Genomic DNA, 15,051 nt, shown 5'->3' on the forward strand with positions numbered 1-15,051 from the left:
GACGTTTGTTAGGAAGGAGAACATGCGCCAGGGCTCCCGGCCCGGGCGGTGTGACGGGTTTTCGGCTGAAACCGCGCGAACTTCAGCGCTGTGCCAGCGAGAGCAGCTCGCCCAGCGGTAAATCCAGCGCCAGCTCATGCGGCGCCAGTGCGGCCTTGATCGGCTCGGTCACGCTGCGGCAGGTCTGCAGCGCATGGGGGCGCGCCGCGCTGTCGGCGATCACCGCCACCTGGGGCAGGTTGGCCTTGGCGCCGCGGCGCAGCACCACGCCCAGTTCATCGGTGGCCAGCCGCACCAGGCAGCCCGGCGGGTAGATGCCCAGCGCGCGGATCAGCAGCATGCCGGCCTCGTCGGGCCGGCCGTCTTCGCCCTGGTACGCCGCCTGTGCGGCCGCGGCGGCCGACATCGCCGGCCGGGTGCGCCGCGGGCTCAGGCGCGCGGTGAACAAGTCCACGCGCTGCAGCACGCGGGCCATCTGGCGGCCCTTGCTGCGGGGCGCCAGCGGGCCGGAGACGGAATCGTGGTGATGTTCCACCGCTTCGAGCCAGTGCGCATCGTCGACGCCGGCGTCGCGCAGCAGCTTGGCCGAGCCGTGGGCATGGTGCTCGAGCACCGCCCGCTGCGCCACGCTCGGCACCGCGCGCTGCTTGGCCAGCTCATCCTGCAGCGCGGTCATCCAGACATTCATCGACAAGGCCGCCAGGCTGGCTGACCGGCAATCGGCCGCGCTCCACCCCGGCAGCTGCCGCGCCACCAGCGCAGCCGCCGCGGCGCACAGCAGGCCATGCGTGGCGCTGTAGTGGTCGGTGGAAGCGCTGGCCAGGCGGATCAGCGCCATCAGCGCCTTGTCGGGCTGGTGGTCCAGGCGATCGAGCAGTTCATCGTGCAACTGCGTCAGCGCCGCCAGGAAGCCGGCATCAGCGGGCTCGCGCAGCACGCGGTTGGCCCGTGCCGGCAGGCCGGACCAGTGTGCCGCGTCCGCATCGCCGGCGCGTGGGCCGCTGGTCTGCCGCGCCGGGTGGGCCACCCTGCCCTTGCGCTGCCAGCTGTCGATCTCGTCCGCATCGGCCCAGGCGGCGCGGCGCAGCAAGGCCCTCACATCCGCGCCGGCGGGCAGTAGCGTGCCGCGTGCCACGACCAGGCCGCCCCGGCCGTCGCGCAGTGAAATGGGCAGGGGCTGGCCGGCGCGCAACAGGCTCTCGGGCATCGGAACGATTCTCATGACAATGGCTTTTGTCGCAGACGACGGGTTCGGATCAAAGGTCGGTGGCCACCGGGGCGCCGACCAGGTGCAGGATGCGCTGCAGGTCATGCCCGTTGCCGCGGGTGGCGGCCTTGGCGGCATAACAGGCCGTGTCAGCGGCCCGTATCCAGGCCTCGGCATCGTGCAGGCCGGCTTGCAAGGGCGCAAGCCCGACACTGGCGCCCACGCACAGCAGGCGGCCTTCCCATGTCAGCGCGATGTTGCGGATGCCGTCGCGGATGTGGCCGGCGGCGCGTTGCGCGGCTTCGGCCGAGCAGTGCTCGAGCAGCACGACGAACTCGTCGCCGCCGGTGCGCACCACCAGGTCGTTGGCGCGCACCTTTGACGTTATCACCGCCGCGACGGCCTTGAGCATCTCGTCGCCGGCGGCGTGGCCGGCGAGGTCATTGATCGGCTTGAAGTGGTCCAGGTCGATGGCGATCAGCGCAGCCGGCAGCGCCTGGGGCAGCGCCTGGAACAGCTGCGCCATGCGGGCGTCGAAGGCCTGGCGGTTGGCCAGCCCGGTCAAGGCGTCGTGGCTGGCCGACCATTCCAGCCGGGTGCGGGCCGCCACCTCGCCGCTGATGTCGAGGATGCTCCAGATCGTGCCGGTGCCGGGTTCGTCCGGGTCGACCGGTCGCCCGCGCAGCTGGGCCCAGAAGTCGCTGCCATCGGCGCGGCGCATCGCACACTCGCCGGCATAGGGCAGCCCGGAGCGGAAGGCCTGCACCACCTTGGGCCCGAGCGCCCGGTAGTCCTCTTGCGACGCATGCAGCACGTTCGCCGGCTGGCTCAACAACTCGGCCTCGGTCTTGCCGAACATGCGGCACATGTCCTCGCTGACGATCTCCAGCTTCTGGCCCCGGGTGAAGGCGATGCCGATCGGCGCGGCGGCCATCACCGATTGCAGGCGGCGCAGTATCTGGCTGTTCGCCGCTTCCAGGCGCTGGCGTTCGATGCTGACCTGTTGCAGCACGGCCGACAGGCTGCCGATCTCGCCGTGGGCCGTCGGCCAATCGTGCTCGGCCTGGCTGCCGTCGAACAGGCGCCGCGCCCGGCGTTCCAGCAGCGCCAGGGGCTTCAGCGCCAGGCCGATCAGCAGCAACGCCAGCACCGACACCGCCGGCAGCAATCCCGCGGCCCACAGCATGGCGTGCCGGCGGGCAGCCTGCAGCGGCGCCAGCAGTTCGGATTCCGGCAACGCGCGCCACACCACCCAATCGGGGCCGGGCACGCCCGCCGCGGTGATCAGGTCGCCCGGCTGCGCCAGCGTCACCCCCGTCGGCTCGACCGTGCGGCCGTCTTCCACCCAGGCCGCATAGGCGCGCTTGAAACGGGGCTCGTCGCCCAGGTGCTGCAGCAGCCGGCTGCGGTCCGGGTGGGCCATGATGCGCCCCTGCACATCGGTGACGACGAACAGCGCCTGGGAATCGTCGCGGTGCAACTCGACCAGGTCGGCCAGCAGGTCGCGGCTGGCCAGCGGCAAGGTGCCCAGCATCAGGCCGCTGACGCGGCCGGCGGTCTTCAGCGGGTAGGTGAGCACGACGATGGGCTCGCCGCTGAAGCGGCTGGCGACCGGCTCCGAGACGATGGGGCGGCCTTCCAGCACCGAGCGGCGGAAGTAGGCCCGGTCGCCGACCGATTGCGTCGGCTTGTTCACGCCCTTGATGTCCAGCCGGGCCAGCGGCACGCCGTCCGGCGCCGCCACGACGACGCTGTAGAACAGCGCCAGCAGCACCGACCGGGTCTCCAGGAACTCCGACAGCTTGCGCTCGTCAGTCAGCGTGGCGGCATCCAGGCGCGCGCCGGTGGCCTCGAGCACACGCTGCAGTTCGACCAGCCGGCGCGCGATCACCGCCGCGGTGCGGGCGGCCTCGCTCAGTTCACTGTCGCGCTGCGCGGCCAGCAGATCGGTTTCGGCGCGCTGCAGCAAGGCGGTGGTGATGATGGCAATCGCCAGCGACAGCGCCAGCACCGCGCCCACGGTCAGCCGCCACTTCAGCGACGGCAACGAGGCGGCCAGCAGCTGCCGCACGGGCCGGAACACCCGCAGCAGCATGCCGGGCGGCGTAGCAACAGAGCCAGTTGGACGAGGCATATCCGGCTTATCGACCGATCAGGGGTCGACTTCGATGGCACTATGTGATGGACTTTGCAGATTTATCGATTTGGGCTTTATTGCCGGGTCCTATCGCCGAAAAACGAGGGGCCCGCCCTCACCAGGCCTCCCCTGCTTCCTCCAACTTCCGCCCCACCATGGACATGTCCGTCACGAACCTCCGGCTCGACGAAGGCGCCGATCTCCGCTCATCGGCGCTGATCGAGCAGGTGCAGACGGGCGTCTTCGTGATTCAGGACGAGCGCATCCGCTATGCCAACCCGGCCTTCGGCGAACTGGTGGGCTGGAAGCGCCACGAGCTGATCGGCCGGCATCACCACACCACCTGCTGCCCGGAGTTCCACGCCCACACCGACACCGTGGTGCAGCGGCGCCTGGCCGGCAAGCCGGGACGCCCCGGGCTGATGCGCTGCCTGCGGCGCGACGGCACGAGCTTCGATGCCAAGGTCTACGCCAGCAGGATCGACCATGAAGGCGCGCCGGCGGTGCTGGTGACCCTGCTCGACGTGACCGAGCTGCAAGAGGCGCGCCGCAGCGCCGAGTGGCACGCCGGCATGCTGGCCCGCACCGAAGCGCTGTGCCGCTCCGGCTCGTTCGAAATCCAGTTGCCCACCGGCTCGATCGCGCTGTCCGAAGGGCTCTGCGCGCTGGCCGGGCTGCCACCGGAGGCGCCGCGCCAGGTCCACATCGACGCGCTGGACTGGATTCCCGCCGACGAGCGGGCCTACGTCGCCGGCTTCTGGCGCAGCGCCACGCTGGGCGAACCCTTCGAGTTCGAGCATCGCCTGCTGTGCAGCGACGGGCGCAAGCTGCAGGTGCTGCACCGCGGGCTGCTGGAAGCCAACGGCGTCAACGCTGCCCGCGGCATTGCGCTGCTGCAGGACATCACCGCCCAGCGCGAGGCGGAACTGCGCATCCAGGAACTGGCCAACCACGACGAGGTCACGGGCCTGCCCAACCGCGCCGCCTTCCTCGACCAGATCGACGCCGCGCTGCATGCCGCGCGCTGGGATGGCCGCAACGTAGCGCTGCTGGCGATCGACATTCGCCGCATCGCCGAGATCAAGACCAGCATGGGCTTCGGCGCCGGCGACACGCTGGCCATGGCGCTGGCCGCCCGGCTGCGCGCGGCCAGCACTGAACACGAAAGCGTGGCCCACCTGGGCGAGACCGAGTTCGCGCTGCTGCTCGAGTACCAGCCGGAGCAGCCGGTGCAGGACGTCGCCCGCCGCGCCGCCGACCTGCTGCAGGCCATGCAGCTGCCGGTGCGCCTGGGCGCCACCGATGTCTACCCGCAATGCCTGATCGGCGCAGCGCTGTTCCCGGCCGATGCCGAGAGCGCCGACCGCCTGCTGGAAGCCGCGCAGACGGCCCGCGCCGGCGTCGGCAGCGGCAACGCGGTGGCCTTCTTCAAGCCCGAATCGAACAGCCGCGCACTCCGCGACATGGCGCTCGAATCGGCGCTGACGCATGCCATCGGGCGCGGCGAACTGCTGCTGCACTACCAGCCGCAGGTGGACTTGTCGACCGGCCGCATCAGCGGTGCCGAAGCCTTGCTGCGCTGGCGCTCGCACGAACTGGGCAGCGTGTCGCCGGCCGAGTTCGTGCCGGTGGCCGAGCGCTGTGGCCTGATCGGCGCGATCAGCGAATGGGTGCTGCACGCGGCCTGCCGCCAGATCGCCGCCTGGCGCAGGGCCGGCATGCCGCCGGTGCGCATCGGCGTCAACCTGTCGCCGATGGAGCTGCAGCGGCCCGACCTGGCGCGGCATGTGCAATCGGTGCTGGTGGCCAGCGGCGCCGACCCGTCCTGCCTCGGGCTGGAGGTGACCGAGGGCACCTTGATGGCCGATGTCGTGCATGCGGCCGCGGTGCTGCGCGACATCAAGTCGCTGGGCGTGGAGATCTCGCTGGACGACTTCGGCACCGGCTTCTCCAGCCTCAGCACGCTGTCCAGCCTGCCGATCGACGTGGTCAAGGTCGACCGCTCGTTCGTGCATGACGTGACCGGCTCGTCCAAGGATGTCTCGGTCACGCGGGCCATCATCAGCATGGCGCACGGCCTGCAGATGCAGGTGCTGGCCGAGGGCGTCGAGACCGAGGGCCAGCTCAGCCTGCTGGTGGCCAACGGCTGCGACCGATTCCAGGGCTACTGGTTCAGCCCCCCGGTCTCAGCCGACGAGCTGGAACGCCTGGTGCGCGAGCAGCGCATGGTGCCCGAGCGCTTCATCTCGCGCGCCCGGCGCACCCGCACGCTGCTGCTGGTGGACGACGAGGAGAACATCCTCAACTCGCTCAAACGCCTGCTGCGGCGCGACGGCTACCACATCATCACCGCCACCAGCGCGGCCGAAGGCCTGCAGCGCCTGGCCGAACACGAGGTGGACGTGATCGTCTCGGACCAGCGCATGCCAGGCATGACCGGCGTGGAATTCCTGCGCCGCGCCAAGGAGCTCTATCCCGACACGGTGCGCATGGTGCTCTCGGGCTACACCGAGCTGCAATCCATCATCGATGCCGTCAACGAAGGCGCGATCTACAAGTTCCTGACCAAGCCCTGGGACGACGAGCGCCTGCGCGGCCATGTCGCCGAGGCCTTCCGGCAGAAAGACCTCGGTGACGAGAACCGGCGCCTGTCGCGCCAGGTCGAAGCGGCCAACGCCGACCTGGCCACGGTCAACGCCCGGCTGGAACACCTGCTGGCCCAGCGCCAGGACCAGACCGCGCTGCTGGAAGCCAGCGCCGGCAGCATGCGCCAGCTGCTGGACGGCCTGCCGGCCGCGGTGCTGGGCATCGACCCCGACGGCGCGCTGGTGTTCGCCAACGGCGAGGCGGCCAGCCTGCTGCCCGACGTGGACAGCTGGCTGGGCTGCCCGGCCGCCACGGTGTTGTGGCCCGAACTTTTCGACGCCTCGGGCCGCCTGGCGGCCCTCGACCTCAGCGTGGTGCACGACAAGCGCCGCCTGCACGTCGTCGCGCGTGACATTTCCGTTGAAGGGCAGGCGCGCGGCCATGTGCTGGTGCTGATGCCCGAACAGGCCAGGGAGGCCGCATGAACCTGAATACCACCATCGACCGCGCCGCCGCGGTCCCTCGCGCCGCGTCCGCGGCCCCAGCGTCGGAGGCCGCCGGGGACCGGGTCGGGCATCTGTTCCGTGCCCTCACCCGGGCCGGGCTGGTGCATCCGCTGCAGCCGCTGGTGCTGCAGTACCGGCTCACGGATCCGGCGTCCGGCAGGGCGGGCCGGCCCGAGCCGAAGCTCGGCCGCGGCGACCCGCACGCGCCTGACACGCCGAGCCCGCGCATCGAGCCGGCGCAGCTGCTGCAACGCATCCAGGCCTTGCCTGCCTTGCCGCGGGCGGCGATGGAGGCCCTGGCCGCGCTGCGCGACGACAACAGCTCGCCCGAACAATGCGCCCACCGCATCGGCCAGGACCAGGCCCTGGCCGCGCGCACGCTGCGCCTGGCCAACTCCGCCTTTTACGGCCTGGCCGGCCGCGTGGGCAGCGTGCGCGACGCCGTCACCATGCTGGGCCGGCGCACGCTGTGCTCGACCGTGACGGCGGCCGTCGTCTGCGAGCAGATCCACGCCGAACGCTGCGAGGGCTTCGACTTCGCCGAGTTCTGGCGCCATGCCGCCGGCACGGCGATCGCCGCGCGATCGCTGGCCCGCATGCTGCGGCTGGACGAAGAAACCGCCTTCACGGCCGGTTTGCTGCACGACATCGGCCGCCTGGCACTGGCCGCTTACTTTCCGGAGCAGTTCGGTTCGCTGCTGCGCAGTGCGCATGCCGACGACCAGCCGGTGCATTGCGTGGAGGAACGCCTGAGCGATCTGGGCCATGCCGAGCTGGGCGCGCTGGTCATCACGCAATGGCGGCTGCCGCCGGCGGTGGCAGCTGCCGTCCGCTACCACCACAAGCCGCCGCTGCCCACGCCGGCGGGCGGGCCACGCCCCACGCGCCCGGCGCCGCCGGATCTGGCCGACGTGGTCCACGCCGCGGATGCCATCGCCCATGCGCTGGACCTCTCCGGCTCGGCCTTTGAATCGGTGCCGGAGATCGACCTGGCCTCCTGGGGCCGCCTGGGCATCAAGCCGGCGCAACTGCTGCCGATATTTCGCGAAACCGAAGAAGGCGTCGCCGCGCTGAGTGAAGCGCTCGGGCTGTGAGCCCGACCCGCCCCGACGGCCCCAAGGAGCATTCAAGATGATCGACGAACTCGTCCAGGGTCAAGCTGTCGCGCCGCCCGCGCCAGGCACCGGCGCGGAGGTGCCCGGCCCCCTGTCCGTGCGCGAGGTGCAGGAGCTGATCCGCACCAACGAGGCGCTGACCGAACTGAACCGCAAGCTGCAGCTGGCGCAGGACCAGCTGATGCAGTCGGAGAAGCTGGCCTCGATCGGCCAGCTCGCCGCCGGCGTGGCGCACGAGATCAACAACCCGGTGGGCTATGTGTTCTCCAACTTCGGCACGCTGGAGCGCTACCTGGCCGACCTCTTCCGCATGCTGAGCGCCTACGAGGAAGCCGAGCCGCTGCTGTCCGGCACGCCGGCCGCGCGCCGCCTGGCGGAGCTGCGCCAGGAGATCGAACTCGACTACCTGAAAGAGGACGTGCCGACGCTGATGGCCGAATCCTGCGAAGGCATCAAGCGCGTGCGCAAGATCGTCCAGGACCTGAAGGACTTCTCGCATGTCGATGCGCGCCAGGAATGGGAGTGGACCGATCTGCACAAGGGCATCGACTCGACGCTGAACATCGTCAACAACGAGATCAAGTACAAGGCCGAAGTGGTCAAGGCCTACGGCGTGCTGCCGGAAGTGGAGTGCCTGCCTTCGGAGCTGAACCAGGTGTTCATGAACCTGCTGGTCAACGCCGCCCATGCGGTGAGCAAGGAACGCGGCACGATCACCATCCGCTCCGGCCTGTCCGCCGACGGCAGCCAGGTCTGGGTCGACATCGAGGACGACGGCTGCGGCATCCCCAAGGAAAACCTCTCGCGCGTCTTCGATCCCTTCTTCACCACCAAGCCGGTTGGCAAGGGCACCGGCCTGGGCCTGTCGCTGTCCTACGGCATCGTCAAGAAACACGGCGGCCAGCTGGATGTCGACAGTGAAGTCGGGCGCGGCACGCGCTTCCGGGTCAGCCTGCCGGTGCGCCGCGCGGAGGTGGCGCCATCATGAACGCCGTGGTCAGCGAAGTCCCCGTCGACGGCACGGCCGCGGCGGCCGGCGGGCCGTCGCTGGCCACGGTGCTGTGCGTGGACGACGAACCCAACATCCTGTCCTCGCTCAAGCGCGTGCTGCGCTCCGAGGGCCTGTGCGTGATGACCGCCACCAGCGGCCCGCAAGCGCTGGCGATGATGGAGCAGATGCCCTTCGATCTGGTCATCTCCGACATGCGCATGCCCGGCATGGACGGCGCGCAGCTGCTCGAGCAAGTTCATCAACGCTGGGCGCAGGTGGTGCGCATCCTGCTCACCGGCCATGCCGACATCGGCTCGACCGTCGCGGCGATCAACCGCGGCCGCATCTTCCGCTACATCACCAAGCCCTGGGACGAGCCCGAGCTGCTCGGCGCGGTGCGCCAGGGCCTGCAGCTGCAGAAGCTCGAACGTGAGCGCGCGCGCCTGGAAGCGCTGACGCAGCAGCAGAACCTGCAGCTGCAAACGCTGAACGACGAACTGGAGCAGCGCGTGTCCGCGCGCACGCAGGAGCTGAAGGACGCCAACGTCAAGATCCAGCGCAACTACCTGAAGTCGATCAAGGTCTTCTCGAACCTGCTGGAGCTGCGCGACGGCACCTTGGCCGGGCACGGCCGGCGCGTTGCCGAAACCGCACGCGACATCGCCCGCAAGATGGAGCTGCCGGACGAAGAGCAGCGCCAGATCTTCATCGCCGGGCTGCTGCACGACGTCGGCCTGATGGGCATGGCCGACAAGGTGCTGGCCAAGCCGGTGGTGCGCTACACCGACGAAGAGATGGCGCTGTACCGCGAACATGCCACGCGCGGCGAACAATCGCTGATGGCGCTGGACGACATGCAGCCGGTGATGTCCATCATCCGTTCGCACCACGAGCGCTGGGATGGCCAGGGCTTTCCCGACAAGCACTCCGGCACCGACATCCCGCTGGGCGCGCGCATCCTGGCCGTCGCCGATGCCTACGACGACTTGCAGAACGGCTTCGTCGCCGGCGCCCCGGTGACACCGGCCGAGGCACGCACGCTGATGCGCCAGGCACGCGGCCTGCAGTTCGACCCCGAGGTGCTGGACGTCTTCCTGCATATCTCGGAACCGCAGCGTCCAGTGGCCGAGCAGAAGCTGATGCTGGGCTGCGACGCGCTGGAGCCGGACATGGTGCTCGGCTCCGACCTGATCTCCGGCCGCGGCGTGCTGATGCTGACGGCCGGCCACCGCCTGACGCCGGCGCTGATCCGGCGCATCCGCGAATTCCAGCTGCGCGAAGGCAGCAAGCTCGAACTGCACATCCGTCCACGAGGCGCCGCATGACCCGCATCCTGATCATCGACGACGAAGCCCCGGTGCTGGCCGCCCTGCGCCGCGCATTGCGCCAGCGCTTCGGTGCGGCATTGCAGGTGGAGACGCAGACCGACCCGCACGAAGCGCTGGCGCGCGTGCGCGACGAAGCCTTCGACATCGTGATGTCCGACCTGCGCATGCCGCAGATCGACGGCCTGTCGCTGCTGACGCTGGTGTCCTCGCTGCGGCCGGACACCGTGCGCCTGCTGCTGACGGCTTCGGCGGATTTCGAGACCGCGCAACGCGCGATCAACGACGCCGGTCTGTTCCGCTACCTGACCAAGCCCTGGCTCGACACCGAGTTGGCCGCGCACATGGAGGCCGCTATCGCCGAAGCTGCGCGGCGGCGGCCGGCCGTGCAGGATCCGCACGAGCAGGAACGCCTGCGCCTGGAGGCGCTGGAACCGGGGCTCACGCACGTCGAGTGGGGACCGCAGGGCGAGGTGCTGATGCCGCCGCTGAACCCCGGCTGACAAGGCTTCAGGATCGCTCGCTACGCCATCGCGAGCGCGTGAGCCCATGCCGCCAGCACCTCTTCAAGGCTCGCGGGCGGCGCCTTGAGCAACGGAATGGCGACGGCGCGCACCAGGGCGCGATGCGTTTCGTCCGTCAGGTATTCGACCGGCGACTTGCCGTCGACGCGGGCCAGCAGCAAGGCGGGCAGCAACTGCGCGGCGCGCAGCTCCAGCGACGACTTCGACTCCCAGTCAACCTGCGACAGATAGCCTGAGCGCATCGATCGGAAGGACGTGAGGAGCAATTCCCGCCGCGCCGGCTGCACGAGGCACTTGAGCAGCAGGTGATTGAGGCAGAAGGCCAGGTCGAAGGCAGGATCGCCGTACCAGGCGCACTCCGCATCGAGGAAAACCGGGCCGGACGGTCCGACCAGGATGTTCTTCGGACTGACGTCGCCATGCACCAGTGCCCGCTGGGTTCCGGCCGTGCGTGCGACCAGCTTGATCAACGCCGGCCCGACTTCGGCGTGGCGGTTTGCCGCGGCCACGAGGTAGGGCTCCAGCCGCAGCGCATAGAAGTTATCGATGGTCTCGAATGCCGAGACGACTTCCGGTCTTCCGGCACTGGCGGCGTGCAGGCGACCCAGCACCTCGCCGACGGCCTGTGCAGTGACGGGCACCACAACGCCGTCCAGGATCTGCTGCTTCCAGACCGGATGGCGTTGCGGGTCCAGGAACGACATCGCAAACAGGCCGACCTCGTCGTCGTGGGCCAGCGGCTCGGGCACGTTGGCCGGACAGTGCCGCGCGGCGAACTTCAGCCAGGCCCATTCATACGCATTGCGCGACAGCGGCGCCTTCCACTCGGCCGCCACCTTCAATTGGGCCAATGCGCGCTTGACGCAGAGCGAGTGCCCCGAAAAGTCGACGCGCCAGATGTCGGACGACACACCGCCGGACAAGGGCTGCCAGACGGCCTTTTGCCCTGGCGGCAGCAGCCTCTTCTCGACGAGGAACTTGTCCAGTGCGGGGTCCGGGCTGCTCGATACGGTCGTCATGTCTCTCTTTCAATCGCGTCGGCAGGTGTTCTCACGGCCGCGTCACGGGCACGTTACGGGCTTCCTGGGGCGCCTGGCCCTGCAGCACGCGCACGACTTCCTCGGCCGCCCGACGGCGCAGTTCGGCGAGCGAGGCGTCGGAAGAAAACGCCACGTGCGGCGTCAACAGCGCACCCGGCTGCGCCAGCAAGGCCGAGGGCACGCCCGGCTCCGACTCCAGCACATCCAGTCCCGCCGCCGAGAGCTGCCCGCGCTGCAGCGCCTCGATCACCGCATCGGTATCGACCACGCCACCCCGGCTGACGTTGATCAGCAAGCCACCCTGGGGCATCAGCGCCAGGCGCTCGCGATTGATCAGGTGCTGCGTGCTGGGCATCAGCGGTGCGTGCACGATGACGATGTCACTCTGCGACATCAGCGTCGCCAGGTCGACGCACGCCACGCCCGCCGCTTCACCGCTGAGCTGGGGATCGTGCGCCAGCAGGCGGCAACCGAAAGCGGCCAGCTTGCGCGCCGTCGCGCGGCCGATGCGGCCGAAGCCGACGATGCCGCAACGCAGCGCGGCCAGCCGCCGCAACCTGGCGCTGGCCGGTTGCCACCGGCCCTGGCGCACTTCACGGTCGAAATGGACCAGGCCGCGGGTCCACGCGAGTGCGAAGCCGACCGCGTGATCGGAGACTTCTTCGACGCAATAGTCCGGGACATTGGTGACCCACACGCCTCGCTCGGTCGCGGCCTGCACCGCAATATTGTCCAGCCCGACACCGAGCCTGGCCACGATCCTGAGCCACTGGCTCGCCGCGATGGCCTCCGAGGAGACCTCGGCCCAACAAGTCATGATGCCGGCAGGCTGGTGCGTGGCGACCAGCACCGCGATGTCGGGGGCCGATGACGGCGCGGCAGGTCCGGTGACGAGCCGCAGGCCGGCTGCTTCAATGACGGCTCTCTCGATCGAGTCGTCAGGCCAGGCGTAGTCAGTGAGCAGAACGGTATCGGACATGGTGGACATCTGAATGCAGGGAGGGAAGGCCTTCGCCGATGCAAAGGATCTTGGGGGCGCCGCGCTGCGTGGTTCGGCGTCAGGCGCTTCGGGACTTGGCGCGCGCTGGCTTCTGTGCGCTGGTGGCCGGCATGGGCACCAACGTTCGTGTACTGCCGCGAATCACCAGCGTGGGTGTCGACATGGACCGGTAGTCGGGCATGACGGGCGGCCGCTGCCGCAGTTGATGCAGGAACCACAGACCACACGCGGTGGCCAGTTCGGACACCGGCAGGCCGATCGTCGTGAGTCCCGAACCCCACCACCGAAAGCCCGGCTCGTCGCCGAATCCGACGACCGAGAGTTCTTCGGGCACGCGCATGCCGCGTGACAGGCATTCATCGAGCACGCTGTAGGTGTGCTGCACGGCGCCGAGCACCAGCCCGGTGGGCGGCTTCTCCAGCGCCAGCAGGCGACGCAGCGCCTCACGCCCAAAGTCGGTGGCCGACGGTGAACCGCAGACCTCGAGCTCGGCGTCCCATGCGTTGGTGGGCGCCAGGGCATCGCGGTAGCCCTGCAGTCGCGCCGCACCGGTGGGCAGATCGGTCGACGGGCCGACGTAGGCGATGCGGCGATGACCCGCTGCCAGCAGGTGCCCGACCGCCAGGGCCAGTGCCTTGTGATCATCGATGCCGAACCACTGCTCGCCCAAGGCAGCATGCTGGCGCAGCAACTGGATGTGCGGCATCGTCTTCAGCAGGCGCACGGTTTCCGGCAGCGGCTTGGCGCTGGGCACCAGGATCATCCCGACCACGTTGGCGCTGACCAGTTCGCGCACATGGCGAAGCTCCACGGCGCGGTCATCATCGGTCTCCGACAGCGTCAGCTGGAATCCGTCCTGCTCCAGGCACTTCGACAGCGCGTGGGCGATGGTCGAGTAGAAGCCGTTGCGAATGTCCGGCACGATGAGCCCGACCAGGTTGCTGGAGACGCCGCGCATCATGCGCGCGGCGCGGTTCGCGACGTAGCCGATCTCGTCGGCCACTTCCTGCACCTTCTGCTTCATGCCGCTGCTGATGCGTGGATCGTCGGCCAGCGCTCGCCCCACCGTGGAGGCGGAGACGTTCAGTCGCGCGGCAATGTCCTTGATCGTCACCATGCTCAGCTTTCACGAGATTGAGTCTAACGATAGCACGACTTTCATGTGAACACCAAGCGCAGCCGCACGAACGCACTCACTGCTTCGCGAGACAGTTCGAGGGTAAGCCTGTACTGACATCCAAGGACTGGGTCGATAAAGTTGTGCTAACGATAGCACTGCATCGATGCACGCCAGGTTCTCGCCGTCGCGCTGGCCGCGACGCACAAGAGAACTTCTTTCCCACCACCCCTTGGAGACCTTCATGAACAGCAAAGCCTGGGCCGCAGTGGCCCTCGTGACGACCGCGGCCAGTGCACAAGCACAGTCCACGGTCACGATCTTCGGCGTCCTGGACGTCAGTGCCAAGTCGGTCAGCACCGGCAACAACACGGTGCGGCAACTCGCCACCGACGGGCTGAACAACTCGCGGCTTGGCTTCAGAACGGAAGAAGACCTGGGCGGCGGGCTCAGGGCCGGCGCGTGGCTGGAGAGCGCCATCAATCCGGACACCGGCAGCATCAACGCTTCCGGCAAGTTCTGGCATCGCCGCTCGACCGTGAGCTTGTTCGGCGCCTTCGGCGAGCTACGCATCGGGCGAGACCTGGACGCGTCGTTCTGGAACCTGTCCATCTTCGACCCCTTCGGCACCTGCGGCGTCGGCTCGGGATTCAATCTGGCCACCAACCTCGGCAGTGGTGCGGCCACGCTGCTTCGCGCCGACAACGCCATCAGCTACTACCTGCCCTCCGGCCTGGGCGGCCTCTATGGCCAATTCGAGGTGGCGGCCGGCGAAAGCGTGCCGGGCAATGCCTACAAGGGCGGCCGGCTCGGCTATCAGCAAGGCGCACTGAACATGGCCGTCGCCTACGCCGCCACGCGCACCGCCACGTCGGACGACTTCAAGGTGATGAACGCCGGCGTGTCCTACAACTTCGGCGTCGCCACGGCCATGGCATTGGTCAACGTCTCGAAATACGCGGCCAAGCAGCAGGCCAACTGGGAGCTGGGTGTGATCGTGCCGGTCTTCGGTGTGGCCGAGCTGAAAGCCAGCTACCAGCGCGCGAATGCCTCAGGTGCCGGCACCGACAACAACGATGCGCATCAAGTCGCCATCGGCTACGTGCACAACCTGTCCAAGCGAACCGCGCTGTACAGCGCGTATTCCCAACTCAAAAACGAGGGCAACGCTGCCTTTGTGGTCGGCAGCCCGCCGGCGGCAGCGGCGGGCAAGAGCTCGAAGGGCTACGAGTTCGGCATCCGGCACGCCTTCTGAATTCGATGGCGTTCGCCCGAATCACCCGCGCCACACACGGAGACATCATCGACATGTTTGGTGGCAATCAAAGAGCCCTGCCCAGCGCCAAACAGAACACCGCTCTGCTGGTGGCCGAGTATCACTTCTGAGACACAGGCCATCCCATGCACCACAAAGCTCCCGTCTTCTGCGTGATGACAGCAAGGGCCGGCCTACCGGCGCCGCAGGCACGCAAGCCCAGGCGAAGTACAGCAAGCACCCCAGCC

General features: G+C 68.9%; 12 protein-coding genes. 7 read left to right on the forward strand and 5 right to left on the reverse strand.

Annotation, left to right across the window (positions count from 1 at the left end; all coding sequences use genetic code 11):
- Nucleotides 1-82: 82 nt before the first annotated feature.
- Both VLK61_RS07835 and VLK61_RS07840 read right to left on the reverse strand, forming a co-directional pair.
- Nucleotides 83-1,222, reverse strand: a complete 1,140-nt coding sequence (locus tag VLK61_RS07835) for a hypothetical protein (protein WP_325419887.1) — start codon at nucleotides 1,220-1,222, stop codon at nucleotides 83-85.
- Nucleotides 1,223-1,256: 34 nt separating this feature from the next.
- The gene (locus VLK61_RS07840) at nucleotides 1,257-3,341 is read right to left on the reverse strand and encodes a sensor domain-containing diguanylate cyclase (RefSeq protein ID WP_325419889.1); all 2,085 of its coding nucleotides are present in this window, start codon (nucleotides 3,339-3,341) and stop codon (nucleotides 1,257-1,259) included.
- Between the two features lie 158 nt (nucleotides 3,342-3,499).
- Between VLK61_RS07840 and VLK61_RS07845 the strand changes: the two genes are divergently transcribed.
- From VLK61_RS07845 to VLK61_RS07865, 5 genes are read left to right on the forward strand one after another with little or no spacing between them, the layout of a single operon-like run.
- Nucleotides 3,500-6,415, forward strand: a complete 2,916-nt coding sequence (locus tag VLK61_RS07845; protein ID WP_325419891.1) for an EAL domain-containing protein — start codon at nucleotides 3,500-3,502, stop codon at nucleotides 6,413-6,415.
- The gene (locus VLK61_RS07850) at nucleotides 6,412-7,530 is read left to right on the forward strand and encodes an HDOD domain-containing protein (RefSeq protein ID WP_325419893.1); all 1,119 of its coding nucleotides are present in this window, start codon (nucleotides 6,412-6,414) and stop codon (nucleotides 7,528-7,530) included. The genes VLK61_RS07845 and VLK61_RS07850 overlap by 4 nt, the downstream gene beginning before the upstream one ends.
- A gap of 37 nt (nucleotides 7,531-7,567) precedes the next feature.
- On the forward strand, nucleotides 7,568-8,539 hold the full coding sequence (locus VLK61_RS07855) for an ATP-binding protein (protein WP_325419895.1): 972 nt from the start codon (nucleotides 7,568-7,570) through the stop codon (nucleotides 8,537-8,539).
- A complete protein-coding gene (locus VLK61_RS07860) occupies nucleotides 8,536-9,867 on the forward strand; it encodes an HD domain-containing phosphohydrolase (RefSeq protein WP_325419897.1) in 1,332 nt (443 codons plus the stop codon). The genes VLK61_RS07855 and VLK61_RS07860 overlap by 4 nt, the downstream gene beginning before the upstream one ends.
- The gene (locus VLK61_RS07865) at nucleotides 9,864-10,370 is read left to right on the forward strand and encodes a response regulator (RefSeq protein ID WP_325419898.1); all 507 of its coding nucleotides are present in this window, start codon (nucleotides 9,864-9,866) and stop codon (nucleotides 10,368-10,370) included. The genes VLK61_RS07860 and VLK61_RS07865 overlap by 4 nt, the downstream gene beginning before the upstream one ends.
- A gap of 20 nt (nucleotides 10,371-10,390) precedes the next feature.
- Here the strand turns inward: VLK61_RS07865 and VLK61_RS07870 are convergent, their stop codons facing one another.
- The 3 genes from VLK61_RS07870 to VLK61_RS07880 form a co-directional block, all read right to left on the reverse strand.
- On the reverse strand, nucleotides 10,391-11,410 hold the full coding sequence (locus tag VLK61_RS07870; protein ID WP_325419900.1) for a phosphotransferase family protein: 1,020 nt from the start codon (nucleotides 11,408-11,410) through the stop codon (nucleotides 10,391-10,393).
- Nucleotides 11,411-11,441: 31 nt separating this feature from the next.
- The gene (locus tag VLK61_RS07875) at nucleotides 11,442-12,410 is read right to left on the reverse strand and encodes a C-terminal binding protein (RefSeq protein WP_325419902.1); all 969 of its coding nucleotides are present in this window, start codon (nucleotides 12,408-12,410) and stop codon (nucleotides 11,442-11,444) included.
- Between the two features lie 79 nt (nucleotides 12,411-12,489).
- A complete protein-coding gene (locus tag VLK61_RS07880; protein WP_325419904.1) occupies nucleotides 12,490-13,548 on the reverse strand; it encodes a LacI family DNA-binding transcriptional regulator in 1,059 nt (352 codons plus the stop codon).
- A gap of 244 nt (nucleotides 13,549-13,792) precedes the next feature.
- On the opposite strand from VLK61_RS07880, the gene VLK61_RS07885 reads away from it, so the two are divergent.
- Both VLK61_RS07885 and VLK61_RS07890 read left to right on the forward strand, forming a co-directional pair.
- On the forward strand, nucleotides 13,793-14,803 hold the full coding sequence (locus tag VLK61_RS07885) for a porin (protein WP_325419906.1): 1,011 nt from the start codon (nucleotides 13,793-13,795) through the stop codon (nucleotides 14,801-14,803).
- Between the two features lie 5 nt (nucleotides 14,804-14,808).
- Nucleotides 14,809-14,934, forward strand: coding sequence for a hypothetical protein (locus VLK61_RS07890; RefSeq protein WP_325419908.1), 126 nt, complete (start codon nucleotides 14,809-14,811; stop codon nucleotides 14,932-14,934).
- The last annotated feature ends 117 nt before the right edge of the window (nucleotides 14,935-15,051 follow it).

The sequence above is a fragment of the Aquabacterium sp. genome (assembly GCF_035476535.1).
Classification (GTDB): Bacteria; Pseudomonadota; Gammaproteobacteria; order Burkholderiales; family Burkholderiaceae_C; genus Pseudaquabacterium.